Source organism: Rhodospirillales bacterium, assembly GCA_016872535.1.
GTDB lineage: Bacteria > Pseudomonadota > Alphaproteobacteria > Rhodospirillales > 2-12-FULL-67-15 > 2-12-FULL-67-15.
The window spans coordinates 18,227-36,077 of record VGZQ01000027.1; the positions used below are offsets into that span (position 1 = coordinate 18,227).

Sequence of the window (17,851 nt, forward strand, 5' to 3'; positions counted from 1 at the left end):
ATCACGAACCGATCGGACCGCCGTCTTTTCTGACGATGGCGACGACGGAGGGGCGCGGCGGGACGCCGGCCTTGAAGTCGGGCCAGCGGGTCGACGGTTGATCGAAGGTCGAGCCTTCACCCGGATGCTGCACGGCGACGAACAGCGTGCGGTTGTCGGGGGTGAAGGCCGGTCCGCACATCTCGGCGCCGCGCGGACAGCCGTAGAAGAATTTCACCAAGCCGCGGCTTGGGCCTTCGAGATCGCAGGCGTATATGCCGTCGGGAATCTTGTTGCGCGCCTGGGCCGAGCCCTGGTCGGTCGAAATCCAGAGGCGCCCGCGGTTGTCGAAGGCGACGTTGTCCGGCGCGGCGAGCCACACGCCTTCCTCGACCTGCCGGGGATGATATTGCGCGCCGTGCGCGGGATTTCGCGGATCGCCGGCGAGCAACAGGATATTCCAACGGAACCGGTCGGCGTCGTGGCGCGCCTCGGCCGCGGTCGGGCCTTCGCTTTCCGTGCCGGGCGGCAATAACTCGACGATATGGCCGAACGGATTGGGCCCGCGCGGATTGGCGGCGTCGGTCTCGCCCGCCTTGCGCGCCGGATTGTTGGTGAGCGCGACATAGACCCGGCCCGAGCGGGGCGACGGCTCCACGTCCTCGGGCCGGTCCATGGGCGTCGCGCCGACCAGGTCGGCGGCGCGGCGGGTTTCGATCAGCACATCGGCTTGTGAATGGAAGCCGTTGGCGGGTCCGAGCGGGCCCCGGCCGAAGACCAGCGGACGCCATTCCATCGTGCCGTCGGCGAAGAACTTGGCGACGGAAAGAGTCCCCTCGTCCAAAAGATCGCGCGCGCTTTCCGGCCTGGCGGGATCGAAGCGGCCGGCGCTGACGAAGCGGTAGAGATATTCGTTGGCCTGATCGTCGCCGGAATAGACGACGACGCGGCCGTCCGCGAGCCGCGCGCAGGTTGCGCCCTCGTGCTTGAAGCGGCCGAGTGCGGTCCTTTTGACCGGCATTGCTTGGGGATCGTAGGGATCGATCTCGACGATCCAGCCGAAACGGTTGGCTTCGTTCGGTTCCTTCTCGACATTGAAGCGGTCGTGATGGCGCCACCAGGCGTAACGGGCGCGCGCCGAAAGCCCCATGCGCTTGTGGTTCGCGGCTTCGTCGGTCATCGCCGGCTCGCCGCCGAAGTAGGTGTTGACGTTTTCCTCGGCGATCAGGACCGTGCCCCAGGGCGTAACCCCGCCGGCGCAATTGTTGAGGGTGCCCAGTACCCGGGTTCCGGTCGGGTCGGCCTTGGTCTTCAGGCGCGCGTGGCCGGCGGCCGCGCCCGCAAGTCGCATTTCCGTTTCGCCGGTGATGCGCCGGGCATACCGGCTGCCGTTCACGATCGTCCATTGGGCGCCGGTCTTGCGCACCTCGAGGATGGTATGGCCGTGCGCCGCGATTTCGACGTCGGCCTGCGCGCGCGTGACCTTTTCAGAACGATTCTGAACGGTCATCCCCGGCCACATCAATTCGGCCATGGTGTATTCGTGGCTGGCGCAGAGAAGGCCGTGATCGGACGCGGTCGAGCCCTTGGGCAGCGGCATGAATGCCATGAAGTCGTTGTTGTAGCCGAATTGGCGCGCCTGGTCGGCGGCGGATTGGCGGGCGGGATCGAACGCGGGCGCGCCGGGCAGCACCGGATCGCCCCAGCGGATCAGGATCTGGCCCGCGTGTCCGGGCGCAAGCGCGTGATCGTCGCCGATCGCGTGCTTGGGTGCGCGGAAGGTCAGGGTCGAAATGTTGCGCGTCGCCGCTTGCGCGTCGCGACCCCAAGGGCCGCCGGCGAGCGCCGCGCCCGCGCCGGAGGCAAGCAGGCCCGTCAACGCTTCGCGCCGCGTCAGGCGTTCGCCGATCAGGCGCGCGAGCGTCGCCGCGTGGGTGCGGCGGATCGGAAGGTCGTCTTCGTCGCTGCCCCGTGCCACCGCGCGTACTCCGTCAGCGCACCGCCTCGCACGCGGCGAGCGCGGCCATGGTCACGATCTCGGAGACGGTCGAGCCCATCGGCACGATCTGCGCCGGCTTCGCGAGGCCGAGCAGGATGGGCCCCAACACCGTGTGCCCGCCGAGCTGATGGAGGAGCTTCGAGGAAATCTGCGAGCTGTGCAGCCCCGGCATGATCAGCACGTTGGCCGGACCCTTCAGGCGGCAGAAGGGATAGAGCTTGAGCAGGTCGGGATTGAGCGCCACGTCGACCGCCATTTCGCCGTCATACTCGAAATCCACCTTGCGCCGGTCGAGAATCTGCACCGCCTGGCGGATAACCTCGGCCTTGGCCAACGGCGGGTTGCCGAAATTGGCGAACGAAATCATGGCGACCCGCGGCTCGTGACCGAGGCGGCGGGCCTCGCCCGCGGCCTGCTCGGCGAATTCGGCCAGTTCGGCGGGCGTCGGGCTGTCGTGCACGGCGGTGTCGGCGATGAACAGCGTGCGCCCGCCCGCCAGCACCATCGAAAGCCCGATCACGTGCTGTCCGGGCCGGCGCTCGATCACGCGCGTGATGTCGTCGAGCGCGACGTTGTAGTTGCGGGTCACGCCGGTGACGAGCGCGTCGGCGTCGCCGTGCGCGACCATGCACGCGGCAAAAACGTTGCGGTTCTGGTTGACCATGCGCTGGCAATCGCGCAGCAACAGGCCGTTGCGCTGCTGGCGGGCGTAGAGATATTCCGTGTAGCGCCGGTTCTTGTCGCTGGTGCCGGCATTCACGATCTCGATGCCGTCGATGCCGGGCAGGCCGGCGACGCGGGCGGCGTCGCGGATGCGGTCTTCCTGGCCGACCAGGACCGGAATGCCGTACCCGGCGGCGCGGAACGACAGCGCCGCGCGCACGGTCTTTTCCTCCTCGCCTTCGGCGAACACCACCCGGCGCGGATTGGCGCGGGCCGATTCGAAAATCGCCTGCAGGCTGCCGACGGTCGGATTGAGCCGGGCAGAGAGGCGCTGGGCGTAGGCCGCCATGTCGATGATCGGGCTTCGCGCCACACCCGAATCCATCGCCGCCTTGGCCACCGCCTGCGGGATCGCCACGATCAGGCGCGGATCGAACGGCACCGGAATGATGTACTCGGGCCCGAAGCGCAGCCGGCGGCCGGCGTAGGCCGCGTCGACTTCGTCCGGCACGTCCTCGCGCGCGAGCTGGGCGAGCGCGTGGGCCGCCGCGATCTTCATCGCGTCGTTGATGGTGCTGGCGCGCACGTCGAGCGCGCCGCGGAAGATGTACGGGAAGCCGAGCACGTTGTTGATCTGGTTCGGATAGTCCGACCGGCCGGTGGCGATGATCGCGTCCGAGCGCACGGCGCGCACGTCCTCGGGCGTGATCTCGGGATCGGGATTGGCCATGGCGAAGATCAGCGGCTTCGCCGCCATCGACTTGACCATGTCCTTGGTCACCGCGTCCTTGACCGAAAGGCCGAAGAAAACGTCGGCGCCTTCCAGCGCCTGGGCGAGCGTGCGCGCCTTGGTCTTGGCCGCGTGCGCGCTCTTCCACTGGTTCATATGTTCCCTGCGGTCCTGGTGGATGACGCCCTTGGTGTCGCACAGGATCACGTTGTCGTGCTTCATGCCCATGCCCTTGAGTAATTCGACGCAGGCGATCGACGCCGCGCCGGCGCCATTCACCACCAGCTTGGCCTCGGCGAGCGTCCGGCCGGTGAGATGGAGCGCGTTGATCAGCCCGGCGGCGGCGATGATGGCGGTGCCGTGCTGGTCATCGTGAAAGACGGGGATGTCGAGCAGCTCGCGCAGGCGCTGCTCGATCATGAAGCATTCGGGCGCCTTGATGTCCTCGAGGTTGATGCCGCCGAACGTCTTGCCGAGGAAGCGGACGCAGTTGACGAATTCGTCCACGTCCCCCGTATCGACCTCGAGGTCGATGCCGTCGATGTCGGCGAAGCGCTTGAACAAGACCGCCTTGCCTTCCATCACCGGCTTGGCCCCGAGCGCGCCCAGATTGCCGAGTCCGAGCACGGCGGTGCCGTTGGAGATCACCGCGACCACATTGCCCTTGGCGGTGTAATCGTAGGCGAGCGTGGGGTCGCGGAAAATTTCCAGGCACGGCGCAGCGACGCCGGGGGAATAGGCGAGCGACAGATCGCGCTGGGTGGTGAGCGGCTTAGTGGCGCGGATCTCGATCTTGCCCGCCCGCCCCGACGCGTGCATGCGCAGCGCCTCGGCAAAAATTTCGCGGTTGTCGTGGCTGTCGGGGCGGTCGTTCATGGCCTTGGGCCTCTTGGTTCGGTCAGGTGGAATGGACCATCTCGTGGAGATGAACGTTGAGTCCGCCGCAATCCTTCATGATGCCGATCACCTTGCGTTCGGATTCGGCGTCGGCGACGCGCACCCACAGAATGACGCTGCCGGCGGCGAGCGCGCGCAGATAGCTTTCGCGATGAGCGGTGGAGGTGACCTCGTCGACGACTTCCTTGAGCGCCGCGCCGCCGACGGCGGCGGCGATCAAGGCGGCGACGGTGGCGGCAATCGGTCCGCCGACCAAAATCACCGCGCCGGCGGCGACCAGAGGCGCCTCGTACTTGATCTCGCTGGCGACCGCGATCAGGGCGTCTTTCCACGGGCGCGAGTCGCGCTCGACGGCGTCGAGCGAGTCGTGCGTCGACAGCACGCTCAAGTCGCCGCGCGCGAAACCGGCGTCGGTCAGCGCCTTGACCGCGCGCGCGAAGGATTTATGACTGGCGAAATGACCGACAACCTCGAGGCTGCGGCCTTCGGTACGCGCGGACACGGATTTCGGAACTCCCCAGGTACGGACTTGTTGTTGGTTATCGTTGCGTCGCCGGCCATTGTGCCCAACCGACCGGCGACGGCGCAAGGCGCCCGATTCGCCGCCTATTCCGGCGCTCGGACAGCGGCGTGCCTGAGGTGATCGCGAGGGGCCAGCCGTGGTAAGGTCCGCTTCTCGAGAGGATCGCCATGGCGGAAAACGTGCGCGCGCGGCCGATGGAACAGGGCCATCTCTGGGAGGAATCCGAGGCCGCGACCGCCGCCGGAGATTCGATGGTCGGCCCGCTTGTCGGCGAACCGGACGATTCCGCCACCACCCCGGTGATGGCCCAGTACCTGGCCCTGAAGCGCGAATATCCGGATGCGCTGCTCTTCTTCCAGATGGGCGATTTTTTCGAGCTGTTTTTCGACGACGCCGCGGCGGCAGCGGGCGCGCTCGACATCGCGCTCACCAAACGCGGCAAGCACCTCGGCCAGGATATCCCCATGTGCGGGGTGCCGGTGCATTCCTACGAATCCTATCTCGCCCGCCTGATCCGCAAGGGATTCAAGGTCGCGATCTGCCAGCAGCTCGAAGATCCGGCGGAAGCGAAAAAGCGCGGCGCCAAGGCGACGCTGCGCCGCGACGTAACCCGCGTGGTGACGCCGGGCACGCTGACCGAGGACGCGCTGCTCGACTCCCGGCGCAACAATTTCATCGCCACGCTGGCCGAGGCCGAAGGCGGCTTGGCGCTCGCCTGGCTCGACGTGTCGACCGGCGCCTTCTTCGCCGAAGCGATCGCGGCCGACAAAGGACGCGAGGCGGCGCTCGCGGCCGTGCTCGCGCGCGTCGGCCCGCAGGAGATCGTGCTGTCCGATCGTCTGGTCCAGAGGCCCGCGCTGTTCGAGATTTTGCGCGATTGGAAAGAACGGCTGACCATCTTGCCGGCCGTCCGTTTCGACAGCGTCAACGGCAAGAAACGTTTGGAGTCGCTCTATGGCGTCGCCGCGCTCGACGGCTTCGGCGCGTTCGGCCGCGCCGAAATCGCCGCCGCCGGCGCGCTGATCGATTACGTCCAGCTGACGCAAAAAGGGAAGCTCCCCCGTCTCGCCCCGCCGATGCGCCAGGGTTCGGGTACGACCATGGAGATGGACACGGCGACCCGGCGCAACCTGGAGCTCGAGCAATCGCTCGCGGGCGAGCGCGCGGGAAGCCTGCTCGGCGCGATCGACCGCACCGTCACCGGCCTCGGCGCGCGGTTGCTGGCCGCGCGCCTGGCGGCGCCTCTTGCCGACGTCGCCGCCATCGAGGCGCGGCTCGATGCGGTCGCGTTCTTTCGCGACGACGACGATACGCGGGAGAAGGCGCGCGCGGCCCTCGCCCGCACGCCGGATATCGAGCGCGCGCTGGCGCGGATCGCCCTCGGTCGCGCGGGTCCGCGCGACTTGGCCGCGCTTCGCGACGGTCTCGCGCGCGCGGGCGAGATGCGCGACCTAATCGAGCACGCTCGCGCACCGAAGCCCGCGCTGATCGCCGACGACGTCCGGGGCCTCGGCTGGTGGGGCGCGCTGGTCGACCGGCTTTCCCGTGCGCTGGCGCCGGAATTGCCGGCGTTATTGCGTGATGGAGGCTTCATCTCCCCCGGCTACAGCCCGGAATTGGACGAGCTGAAAACGCTCCGCGACGAAAGCCGACGCCTCGCCGCCGCCTTGCAAGCGCGCTACGCGGAACAGTCCGGCGTCGCGACACTGAAGGTGCGCCACAACAACGTGCTCGGCTACTTCATCGAAGTGCCGGCCAAGCAGGCCGACCGCCTGACGGCGCGCGCGGACAGGCTTTTTATTCACCGCCAGACCATGGCCAACGCAGTGCGTTTCTCGACCGTCGAGCTGGGCGAGCTCGAGGGCCGCATCGCCACGGCGGCGGAAAAGGCGCTTGCCCTGGAACTGAAGATTTTCGCCGATCTCTGCGCCGACGCGCTCGGCCGGGCCGAGGACATCGGCCGCGCCGCCGCCGCCATCGCCGCGATCGACGTCGCCGCCGCGCTCGGCCTGCTCGCGCAGGCCGAGGACTGGTGCCGACCAATCGTCGACCGCAGCGCCGATCTTGCGATCGAAGGCGGCCGTCACCCGGTGGTCGAAGCGGCCCTCAAGCGCGAGGGCCGCGAATCCTTCGTCGCCAACGATTGCGCGCTTGGCGACGGATCGCGGCTGTGGCTGCTGACCGGGCCCAACATGGCGGGCAAGAGCACATTTTTGCGCCAGAACGCGCTGATCGCGATCCTCGCGCAGATGGGTTCGTTCGTGCCGGCGCGCGCCGCGCGCATCGGCGTGGTCGATCGGCTCTTTTCGCGCGTCGGCGCCGCCGACGATCTCGCGCGCGGGCGTTCGACCTTCATGGTCGAAATGGTCGAAACCGCCGCCATCCTCAACCAGGCGGGCGAACGGGCGCTGGTGATCCTCGACGAAATCGGGCGCGGCACCGCGACCTTCGACGGCCTTTCCATCGCCTGGGCGACGGTCGAGCATCTGCACGATGTCAACCGCTGCCGCGCCCTGTTCGCGACCCACTACCACGAACTGACCGCGCTCGCCGAACGATTGCCGCAGCTTTCCTGCCACGCACTCAAGGTCAAGGAATGGAAAGGCGAGGTGGTGTTCCTGCACGAGGTCGGACCGGGATCGGCCGACCGCTCCTACGGCATCCACGTCGCCAAGCTCGCCGGGTTGCCGCCCGCCGTGGTCGCACGCGCCGAGGAGATCTTGCACCGGCTTGAGAAATCCGATCGGGCCGACGGGGCGCGGGCGCTGGCCGGCGATTTGTCGCTCTTTGCCGCCGAGCGGCCGGGGCCGGCAGCCGTCGACAGTGAAGCCGAGCGCATCCTGCGCGATGTCAACCCGGACGCGTTGTCGCCCAAGGAGGCGCTGGAGCTGATTTATCGTCTCAAAGCGGCGCTCGGGGAGAGCGGGTCGTGAGCGCCATCCCCAAGCCGCGCGAGATTTTCGACCGCAAAGCGCTGCTCGCGCGCGCGGGTGACGCGTTGCCCGCGAAAGCCCCCGCGAAAGCCGACGAATTGGCCGCGCGCGCGGCGGTGCTGGCCATCGCCAAGGATGCCTACCGCAAGGGCTGGGACGAAATCCGCCGCCGCTTCGAAAAGGAAAGGCTTTCCGGCATCGAAGCGGCGCGCCAGCACGCCTATCTGGTCGATCAGCTGGTGCGGGTGCTCTATGACTTGGCCGAGGGACGCGTGTATCCCGCACCCAAAAAACCGCACGAACTTCTGGCGATCGTCGCCACCGGCGGCTACGGCCGCGGCCGGCTGGCGCCGTTTTCCGACATCGACCTGATGTTTCTGCCGGCGAAGAAGATTTCCGCGCGCGGCCAGCGGATCGTCGAGTTCATGCTCTATATCCTCTGGGACCTCGGTCTCAAGGTCGGGCACGCGACCCGCACCGCCGACGAGGCGATCAAGCTCGCCAAGGGCGATCTCACCATCCGCACCAGCCTTCTCGAGGCGCGCTGGGTCTGGGGCGAGCGCGAGACCTTCGACGATTTCCGCGCCCGTTTTGCGCGCGAGGTGGTCGCCGGATCGGGGCGCGATTTCGTCGAGGCCAAGCTCGCTGAACGCGATCAGCGCCTCGCCCGCATGGGCGATTCCCGCTACGTGCTGGAACCCAACCTCAAGGAGGGCAAGGGCGGCTTGCGCGACCTGCAGACCCTGTTCTGGATCGCGAAGTACCTCTACGGTTCAGGCGCGCGAGCGAATCCTCGCGCGCGTCATATGATGCGCCCCTATCGGGGCGACATGGACGCTCTCATCGCCGAGGGCGTGCTCACGGCCGAGGACGCGCGCGTCTTCGCCCGCGCCGACGAGTTCCTGTGGACCGTCCGTTGCCATCTCCACTACCTCGCCGGCCGCGCCGAGGAGCGGCTCTCGTTCGACGCCCAGAAGGAAATCGCGCGGCGGATGAATTATCGCGACCGTGCCGGCGGGCGCGGGGTCGAGAGATTTATGAAACACTACTTCCTGGTCGCCAAGGACGTGGGCGATCTGACCCGCATTGTCTGCGCCGTGCTCGAGGAGGAACAGAAGAAATCCCTGTTTCGCCTCCGCGCCGACGCGCCCTTGTTCGCCAAGCCGCACGGGACCGATTTCCGCATCGACGGCAACCGACTCGCGTTCGCCGACGATGGCGCCGTCGCGCGCGACCCGGTCAACCTGTTGCGGCTCTTCCGCGAGGCGCAGCGGCTCGGCCTCGACGTGCATCCGCGCGCCATGCGCCTGGTCGCGCGCAACGTCCGCCGGGTCGACGCGCGCCTGCGCGAGGACGCCGAAGCCAACCGCATCTTCCTCGACATCCTGACCGACCCCGCCGGCGCCGAGGCGGCGCTGACCTGGCTCAATGAAACCGGCGTTTTTGGCCGTTTCGTCCCCGATTTCGGGCGGGTGGTGGCGCAGATGCAGTACGACATGTACCACGTCTATACCGTCGACGAGCACACCATCCGCGCCATCGGCCTGCTCAACAAGATCGAGCAGGGCGCCTTCGCCAAGGATCATCCGGTGTCGTCGGGGATCATCCACGAACTGCAGTCGCGCCGGGTGCTTTATGTCGCGGTGCTGCTGCACGACATCGCCAAGGGCCGCAGCGGCGATCATTCCGAGATCGGCGCCGAAATCGCCAAGACGCTCGGGCCGCGCCTGGGCCTCAGCGAATGGGAGACCGAGACGGTGTCGTGGCTGGTTCTCCACCACCTTCTCATGAGCCGGACCGCCTTCAAGCGCGACCTCGACGACCCCAAGACCATCGCCGATTTCGTCGCCAAGGTGCAGTCGCCGGAACGCCTGCGCCTCCTGATGATCCTCACCGTCGCCGACATCCGCGCGGTCGGGCCGCAGGTGTGGAACGCGTGGAAGGCGAAACTGCTGCGCGAGCTTTATTTCCTGGCGCTCGAAGCGATGACCGGCGGCGAGCCGGCGCTCCGCCGGAGCGCGCGCGCCGAACAGGCGATGGCCGGCCTCAAGGCCGCGCTCGCCGCCGAACGCCCTGCCTGGACCACGGCCGAGATCGAGGAGCACCTCGCCCGCGGAACGCCTGCCTATTGGCTTGCGTTCGGCGCCGACGACTTGGTCCGCCACGCCCGCCTGATCCGCGAAGCCCAGCGCGACAGCCGCGATCTGGTGATCGAGACCCGCGCCGACGCCGAACGGGCGGCGACCGAGGTTCTCGTCTACACCCACGACCATCCCGGCCTGTTCGCGGGGCTCGCCGGCGCCTTCGCGCTCGCCGGGGCCAACGTGGTCGACGCGCGCGTGACCACGCTCGCCAACGGCATGGCGCTCGACGTGTTCGCAATCCAGGACGTGACCGGCGGCGCCTTCGCCGATCCCGACCGCCTGAAGCGGCTCGAACGCCGTATCGCCGACACGCTCTCGGGCCGCACCAGTTCGGCGCGCGAAATGGAATCGGCGAGCGCGCGCGGCCGGACCGCGCGCCTCGGCGCCTTCACAGTGCCGCCGCGCGCCCTGATCGACAACAAGGCGAGCGCCACCTACACCGTGATCGAAATCAACGGCCGCGACCGGCCTGGGTTCCTGCGCGACATCACCCGCGCCCTGACCCAGGCCGGATTGCAGATTTCGAGCGCGCACATTTCCACCTACGGCGAGCGGGTGGTCGACGTGTTCTATGTGCGCGACGTGTTCGGCCTGAAAGTCGAGAACGAAGCCAAGATCAAGGCGATCCGCGAAAAGCTGCTCGCCGCAATCGCGCCCCCGGATGCGGGCGAATCTTCCGCCAACGCCGCCGCGCCCGGCGCCGACGCCGCATGAGCCTGCTTCGTTCCATCTCGACGGTCGGCGCGTTCACCATGGGAAGCCGGATCCTCGGCTTCGTCCGCGACGCGGCCATCGCCGCGATCGTCGGCGCGGGGCCGGTGGCGGACGCCTTTTTCGTCGCCTTCAAGCTGCCGAACCTGTTCCGCCGGCTGTTCGCGGAAGGCGCCTTCAACGCCGCGTTCGTGCCGCTCTATACCGCCGAGTTGAAGGACGGCCGCGAGCGGGCGCGGGCGTTCGCCGAAGCCGCCCTCGCCGTGCTCGCCTGGTCGCTGGTCGCGTTCGTGGCGGCGGCCGAGATCGCCATGCCGTGGCTGATGCGCGCGTTCGCACCCGGGTTTCTCGACCGGCCCGAAACCTATGCTCTCGCCGTTTCGTTCGCGCGCATCACGTTTCCGTACCTATTGTTCATTTCGCTGGTGTCGCTCGCGGGCGGAGTCCTCAACGCCCATCACCGCTTCGCCGCCGCCGCGGCGACGCCGATGCTGTTGAACCTCTGCCTGATCGGCGCGGTTTTGGGGCTCGCGCCTTATTTCCCGACGCCGGGCCACGCCCTCGCCTGGGGCGTGTTCGCGGCCGGCATCGCGCAGTGCCTGTTCCTGTTCGGCGCGCTCGTGCGCGCGGGCGAACGGCTGCGCCTGGCGCGGCCCGCGTTCGGACCCAAAGTAAAGCTGCTGCTCAAGCGCGCGCTTCCCGTAGCCCTCGGCGCCGGGGTTTACCAGATCAACCTCGCCATCGACATGATCGTCGCCTCGTTTTTGCCGGCGGGCTCGATCAGTTATCTCTTCTACGCTGACCGCATCAACCAGTTGCCCTTGGGCGTGATCGGGGTCGCGGTCGGCACCGTGCTGCTGCCGGTGCTGTCGCGCCAGTTGCGTTCCGGCGACGGGGCGGGGGCGCACGCGAGCCAGAACCGGGCGATCGAATTCGCGCTTCTCCTTACTCTGCCCGCCGCATTCGCGCTGGCGCTCATCGCCGAGCCGGTGGTCGCGACCCTGTTCGGGCGCGGCGCCTTCGGCGCGACGGAAATCCGCGCCACCGCGGCGGCGCTCGCGGTCTACGCCACCGGATTGCCGGCCTACGTGCTGGCCAAGGCGCTGACGCCCGCCTTCTACGCCCGCGAGGACACGGCGACCCCGGTCAAGATCTCGGTCGTCTGCATGGCCGCGAACCTGATCCTCAACATCCTGCTGATGGGGCCGTTCCTGCACGTCGGCATCGCAATCGCGACATCGTTGAGCGCGTGGCTCAACGTCCTGCTGCTTGCCCGCGCCCTGATGCGGCGCGGCGACCTGGCGTTCGATGCCCGCCTCAAGGCGCGCGTTGCTCGCCAGGCGGGCGCGGCGGTGGCGATGGCCGTGACGCTGATCCTGCTTCTGCCCCTGCTTGCGCGACCGCTCGCGGGCGGCGAGGCTTCGCGCGCCCTGGCGCTCGCGGCGCTGGTGGCGGCGGGCGGGATCGTTTACGCGCTCGCCGCCTGGGGCCTCGGCGCCGCCAAGCCTTCCGAACTGCGCGCGGCCCTCCGTCGTTCCAAGGCTTGACCACCTGACCCGGCGAAGGCCATAACACGGCGCTTTCCTTAGGGGCTCGCACCATGCGGCGCATCTTTTCGGGCGTGCAGCCCACCGGCAATCTGCATCTCGGCAATTACCTCGGCGCGATCCGCAACTGGGTGCGGTTGCAGAAGGATTTCGACGATTGCCTGTTCTGCGTCGTCGATCTGCACGCGGTCACCGTGTGGCAGGAACCGGCCCAGCTCACCGCCAGCACGCGCGAGGTGGCGGCGGCGATGATCGCCGCCGGGATCGATGCCGAGCGCAACATCGTCTTCAACCAGAGCCAGGTGCCGGCGCACGCCGAACTCGCCTGGATCTTTTCGTGCGTCGCGCGCATGGGCTGGCTCAACCGCATGACCCAGTTCAAGGAAAAGGCGGGCAAGGACAAGGAAAACGCCGCGGTCGGCCTGTTCGCCTATCCGGTGCTGATGGCCGCCGACATCCTCGCCTACAAGGCGACCCACGTGCCGGTGGGCGAGGACCAGAAGCAGCACCTGGAACTCGCCCGCGACATCGCCCAGAAATTCAACAACGATTTCGGGGTGTCGTTCTTTCCCGTGGTCGAACCGATGATTTTCGGCGCGGCGACCCGGGTGATGTCCTTGCGCGACGGCAGCAAGAAGATGAGCAAATCGGACGCCTCCGATTATTCGCGCATCAACATGACCGACGACGCCGACGCGATCGCCCAGAAGGTCCGCAAGGCGCGCACCGATCCCCATCCGCTGCCGGAAAACGCCGCCGGCCTCAAGGACCGGCCTGAAGCCGCCAACCTGATCGGCATCTATGCCGCGCTTTCCGACCAGACGCCGGAAGAGGTCTTGAACCGGTTCGGCGGCGAGCAGTTTTCCACCTTCAAGCAGCACCTCGCCGATCTCGCGGTCGCCAAGCTCGGCCCGATTCAGGACGAAATGCGCCGGCTGATGGCCGATCCCGGTCACGTGGACCGGATACTGGCCAAGGGCGTGGAACGGGCCCGCGCGCTCGCCGAGCCGGTTCTGGCCGAGACCAAGCGCATCGTCGGTTTTCTCCATCCCGGATGAGCTTAAACCCCTGACCATACAGTGGTTTTTTGGGATTTTCCGGCGGGCGGCGCTTGAACCAGTCCGGAAAAAGGTCCATGTAGTTGGGACGATCCGCTCGCAACCGGAGGAGTCCGCATGTTCATCCAGACCGAAGTCACGCCCAACCCCGCGACGCTCAAGTTCCTGCCCGGATGCGCGGTCATGCCGGGCGGCGGAACGGCCAACTTCGTCAACGCGGCCGAAGCCGGGCGCTCGCCGCTGGCGAGCCGCCTGTTCGATCTCGAGGGCGTCGCCGGCGTGTTCCTGGGCGCGGATTTCGTTACCGTGACCAAGGAAGGGCGCATGGATTGGGACGCGATCAAGCCCCAGATCCTCGGCGCCCTGATGGACCACTTCGCCTCGGGCAAGCCCGCGGTCGAGGGCGCCGCCGCCGCCGCCGCCGCGGCCGACGATCCGGTCGTCGCCCAGATCAAGGAACTGCTCGACACCCGGGTGCGCCCGGCGGTCGCCCAGGACGGCGGCGACATCATCTTCCGGCGCTTCGAGAACGGCGTCGTCTATCTGCACATGCAGGGCTCGTGCTCGGGCTGCCCGAGCTCGACCGCGACCTTGAAGCACGGGATCGAGAACATGCTCCGCCACTACATCCCCGAGGTTTCGGAAGTCCGCGCCGCGGAGTAGCGCGCACCCCGCCTTGAAAAGGGCCCTTCCCCGGCCGGGGAGGGCCCTTTTTGTTTGTCCATATTGATCAACCGAGGAGATTTTCCATGGCTTGGATCGCGTTGTTTTTCGCGGGCCTGTTCGAGATCGGCTGGGCGGTGGGCCTCAAGTATACGGAGGGGTTCACCCGCCTCGCGCCCTCGGCGCTGACGATCGCGGCGATGGTCGCGAGCCTTTGGCTGCTCGCGGTCGCCCTCAAAAGCCTGCCGCTCGGCACCTCGTACGCGGTTTGGACCGGCATCGGCACGGTGGGTACCGCCGTCCTCGGCATTGTCCTGTTCGGCGAATCGACCGACCCATTGCGACTTCTTTGCATCGGCCTGATCGTTATCGGTATTGCGGGCCTCAAGGTCGTGACGCCCGGATGACGCCCCCAGTTGGGGTATTTCCCGTATGGCGCCGAATTCGGACCTTGGTTTAAGCCCAATAATTTCGATAATCTTCAATAAATTCAGTAAAATTTTGGACACAATTAATGTGTCACGTCAGATATGATCATGCCAAAAAATGTTATATATCAAATTGTTAATGCTATATGATGATATTTTAATATTTATTTTAGAAAACGGTTTATTTTATCCTATTAACAATTTGATCTTGCGTTTATTTTTCCTGTCCGATTTTGCTGCGTTGCAAAAAAGTGTTGATCCCGGCCGCGACTTGGCTTATTTCCCCGTCAACTAATTGATCCGTTAACGGCGTCATGCGAGCCGGCCAAAACGCCGTATTTAGACCCTGGGATGGCTTCGACCTACTACGAGTAGTGTGAACTACAAGTTTTTAAGGCCGAGACTTTGTCAGGGTGGATCGGAATGTATCCGAAGGCTGGCGCACGAAAATTCTCCAAACGCCAACCCAGGCCGGCAACGGTAACGACCGGCTCTGTCCGCGCGCTCTGGAAAAAAACGTCCCTGAGCCGAATCTCGCAGGGGCTTTCCCTCCTCTACCTCGGGTCCCTGGTCGCGATCCTGGTCGCCGCCGCCTGGTCGATCCCGCCGCGCCTGTCCGCCCCGTCCTCCACCGTCAAGCCGTCCCCCACCGTCAAGATCGTTCTTCCCGTCAGCGCGCCGGTACCGGCGGCGGTCGCGCGCGTGACCGAGGAGCCCCTGCCGCCGCCCGGGTCCGCGCCCGCGCCCTTCGGGTACGCGAGCCTGGTCGAGGCGTTCGACCAGCTCGGCTACGCGTTTCCCCTGATCGGCGACGGCGCGACCGGCGTGCCGCGCCTGATCCTGGCGTCGCTGCCGCACGACCTGGCCGAGGTCCCCGAAAACGCCGAGCGCAAGGCGATCTTCTTCCGCGCCGTGTTGCCGCTTGTCCTTCGGGTCAACGAGGAGATTCTCGCCGAGCGCAAGAAGCTCCTCGACATCCGCGCCCGGCTTCGCGCCCACCATCACGTCACCCAGGCCGAGCGCGCGTGGCTCCAGGCTATGGCCGAGCGTTACGAAACCACGCCCGGCGACATCGAGCAGCTGGTCAAGCGGATCGACGTCATTCCGCCCTCGCTCGCGCTCGCGCAAGCCGCGGAGGAAAGCGGGTGGGGTTCGTCGCGATTCGTGCGCGAGGGCAACGCGCTGTTCGGTCAATGGGTCATGGTCGACGAGGGTCACCAGCTGCCGCTGATGCGCGACGAAGGCCGCACCCACCGGGTGGCCAGCTTCGCGAGCCTGCTCGATTCGACCCGCGCCTACGCGCGTAATCTGAATTCGCACAGGGCCTATCGCGAGTTCCGCGACGCGCGCGCGGCGGCGCGCGCCGAAGGGCGCGCCGCGAGCGGTTTCGAGCTCGCGCAGCACCTCGGACGCTATTCGCAGCGGGGCGCGGCGTATGTCCACCGCATCCGCGGGCTGATCGTGGTCAACGAATTGCGCGAGCTCGACGGCGCCCAGCTCGATGCGCGCGAAGTGCGCTTGAGCGACGACCGGCCGATGGCCGGCCTCGGCTATCTCTCCTTCTTCTAGCTCTTCACGTAGAACTGCCGCCCGAACCAGTACCAGCGCCCCTCGCCGGCGGGGAGCGTGCAGTTGATCCGCGTCCGTCCCTTAGGGAAGGGATTGGCGAAGCGCGCCTCGATCCGCGTTTCGCCGAGCCGTTCGATCTTTCCCACGCCCTCGTGCGAGGCGTGGCAGACGATTCGCTCGATTCCTTCGACCTTCCGCGTCAACGTGAACCCGAACGCGGGCGGATTGGGGCGCCCGACCAGGGGATCGAGCGGCGTGAGTTCGGCGATCGGCAATGCGATCGTGTTGACCACTTGGCGGAAACGCTTGGCTTCGCCCCACTGTTCGTTGAAGGCGAAACGGGGAAGGTAGAATTTTTCGACCGGATTATTGGCGATGTCCCGCCCGAGCGCGCCCGAATGCTGGCCGAATGCCGCGACGAAACCGGCGTTCTTGACCGCCTCGATCGTCTCCCGGCTGGCCTCGCCGAAGGGATAGGCGAACAACGCAGGCTTGCGGCCGAGCCGTTCTTCCCACACCTTCGCCGCCCGCTCGATTTCGGCGCGCGCGGTCGCCGCGTCGGCATCCGCCATATGGAGATGCGAGGCGGAATGGTGGCCGATGTCCACCAGCGGGTCCTTGGCCAGCTCGCGGATCTGGTCCCAGGTCATGTAGCCGCGGATCGGCTGATGGTGGTAGTCGGTCGCGGTGAAGAGCGTGAACGGCAGCCCCGCCTTCTTGAAGCGCGGCCAGGCCTCGGCGAATACCGATACGAAACCGTCGTCGATGCTGATGCCGACCGCGCGTTCGGGCAACGGCCGGCCGGCCTGGAGATCCTCGACGATTTTCCGCACCGGCAGCACGGCGTAGCGCCCGCTCGTCAATTCGCCGATGTGGTCCTCGAGCTGGGCCAGCGTGGTATTGGTCGAGGGGTATTTGTCCTCGCCGAAGCGGTGGTACATGACGATCACCGCCGAATCGGCGGCGCGCGCTTCGAACGCCGAAAAAATCGCCGGCGCCAGCACGGCTTGGATCGCGATCAGACCCGAGAGAATCGGAACGGCGAGAATGCGCGGCACGGCTTCAGAGTTCCGCCAGGGCCCGGCGATGCAGGTCGGCGCTGTCCTTGCCGTAACAGCAGAAAACGACGCCGATCAACCCGGAATGGCGCGCGAGCGATTGCGCGACCGCGCGCACGGCGATGCCCGCCGCGCGTTCGGCGGGAAAACCGTAGATGCCGGTCGAGATGGCGGGGAAGGCCACGGTGGCGAGCTGATGCCCGGCGGCGAGCCTGAGAGATTCGCTGTAGCACGAGGACAGCAGCGCGTCCTCGTTCTCATTGCCGCCTTTCCAGATCGGCCCGACCGCGTGGATGACGTAGGGCGCCTTTAGGTTGTAGCCCTTGGTGATGCGCGCGCCGCCGGTCGGGCAAGGGCCGACTTCCGCGCACACTTCGGCGAGAAGCGGGCCGGCCGCGCGGTGAATGGCGCCGCAAACGCCGCCGCCGGGCGCGAGTTGCTCGTTGGCCGCGTTGACGATCGCGTCCACATCGAGGGTGGTGATGTCGCCTTCGACGACTCCCATGCGATCGATAGACATGGGATAAATATAGCATTCTCGCGCATTCCGGGTAGTGCCGCCTGGATTTTCGGCCCAACGGGGACATATCCTTGCCCCGGCAACCTTTTGGGAGGATCGCTCGTGAAACGCTGCGCCTGGGCCGGGGACGACCCCCTCTACGTCGCCTATCACGACACCGAATGGGGCGTGCCGGCGCGCGACGATGACCGTCTGTTCGAGTTCCTGATCCTCGAGGGCGCACAGGCGGGCCTGAGCTGGATCACGGTCTTGCGCAAGCGCGAGAATTACCGGCGCGCGTTCGACGGCTTCGATCCGGAAAAGATCGCCCGCTACGGCAAAAGCAAAATAGCGCGCCTGATGCGGGACGCAGGCATCGTGCGCAACCGATTGAAGATCGAAGGCGCCATCGCCAACGCGCGCGCGTTCCTGGATGTGCGGGACGAATTC

At 67.0% G+C, this 17,851-nt stretch carries 13 protein-coding genes; 8 read left to right on the top strand and 5 right to left on the bottom strand.

The annotated features are described in order from the left end of the window. Nucleotide 1 precedes the first annotated feature (1 nt). The 3 genes from FJ311_07255 to FJ311_07265 are packed head-to-tail and all read right to left on the bottom strand — an operon-like array spanning nucleotide 2 to nucleotide 4,770. A complete protein-coding gene (locus tag FJ311_07255) occupies nucleotides 2-1,957 on the bottom strand; it encodes a PhoX family phosphatase (GenBank protein ID MBM3951234.1) in 1,956 nt (651 codons plus the stop codon). Between the two features lie 13 nt (nucleotides 1,958-1,970). Next, complete coding sequence (locus FJ311_07260) at nucleotides 1,971-4,247, bottom strand: NADP-dependent malic enzyme (GenBank protein ID MBM3951235.1); 2,277 nt, start codon at nucleotides 4,245-4,247, stop codon at nucleotides 1,971-1,973. A 22-nt stretch (nucleotides 4,248-4,269) separates the two neighbouring features. Further along, nucleotides 4,270-4,770, bottom strand: a complete 501-nt coding sequence (locus tag FJ311_07265; protein ID MBM3951236.1) for a hypothetical protein — start codon at nucleotides 4,768-4,770, stop codon at nucleotides 4,270-4,272. Nucleotides 4,771-5,042: 272 nt separating this feature from the next. Here FJ311_07265 and mutS point away from each other — a divergent pair, with 272 nt between their 5' ends. From mutS to FJ311_07300, 7 genes are all read left to right on the top strand, one after another. Beyond that, nucleotides 5,043-7,724, top strand: coding sequence for a DNA mismatch repair protein MutS (gene mutS, locus FJ311_07270; GenBank protein MBM3951237.1), 2,682 nt, complete (start codon nucleotides 5,043-5,045; stop codon nucleotides 7,722-7,724). Continuing rightward, nucleotides 7,721-10,582, top strand: a complete 2,862-nt coding sequence (locus FJ311_07275; protein ID MBM3951238.1) for a [protein-PII] uridylyltransferase — start codon at nucleotides 7,721-7,723, stop codon at nucleotides 10,580-10,582. The genes mutS and FJ311_07275 overlap by 4 nt, the downstream gene beginning before the upstream one ends. After that, entirely contained in the window at nucleotides 10,579-12,126 is a 1,548-nt protein-coding gene (gene murJ, locus FJ311_07280) for a murein biosynthesis integral membrane protein MurJ (protein MBM3951239.1), read from the top strand. Before FJ311_07275 ends, murJ begins: the two co-directional genes overlap by 4 nt. Nucleotides 12,127-12,179: 53 nt before the next feature. Beyond that, on the top strand, nucleotides 12,180-13,184 hold the full coding sequence (trpS, locus tag FJ311_07285) for a tryptophan--tRNA ligase (GenBank protein MBM3951240.1): 1,005 nt from the start codon (nucleotides 12,180-12,182) through the stop codon (nucleotides 13,182-13,184). A gap of 117 nt (nucleotides 13,185-13,301) precedes the next feature. Next, nucleotides 13,302-13,847, top strand: coding sequence for a NifU family protein (locus FJ311_07290; protein MBM3951241.1), 546 nt, complete (start codon nucleotides 13,302-13,304; stop codon nucleotides 13,845-13,847). A gap of 86 nt (nucleotides 13,848-13,933) precedes the next feature. Then, complete coding sequence (gene sugE / locus FJ311_07295; protein MBM3951242.1) at nucleotides 13,934-14,254, top strand: quaternary ammonium compound efflux SMR transporter SugE; 321 nt, start codon at nucleotides 13,934-13,936, stop codon at nucleotides 14,252-14,254. Nucleotides 14,255-14,698: 444 nt separating this feature from the next. After that, the gene (locus FJ311_07300; GenBank protein MBM3951243.1) at nucleotides 14,699-15,844 is read left to right on the top strand and encodes a hypothetical protein; all 1,146 of its coding nucleotides are present in this window, start codon (nucleotides 14,699-14,701) and stop codon (nucleotides 15,842-15,844) included. Here the strand turns inward: FJ311_07300 and FJ311_07305 are convergent. Beyond that, a complete protein-coding gene (locus tag FJ311_07305; GenBank protein ID MBM3951244.1) occupies nucleotides 15,841-16,902 on the bottom strand; it encodes a chitin deacetylase in 1,062 nt (353 codons plus the stop codon). The two genes, FJ311_07300 and FJ311_07305, sit on opposite strands and share 4 nt — an antisense overlap. Nucleotides 16,903-16,906: 4 nt before the next feature. Then, nucleotides 16,907-17,422, bottom strand: a complete 516-nt coding sequence (locus tag FJ311_07310) for a macro domain-containing protein (protein MBM3951245.1) — start codon at nucleotides 17,420-17,422, stop codon at nucleotides 16,907-16,909. A gap of 102 nt (nucleotides 17,423-17,524) precedes the next feature. Between FJ311_07310 and FJ311_07315 the strand changes: the two genes are divergently transcribed. Further along, nucleotides 17,525-17,851: DNA-3-methyladenine glycosylase I (locus FJ311_07315; GenBank protein ID MBM3951246.1), on the top strand; the 327-nt coding region annotated here is incomplete at its 3' end.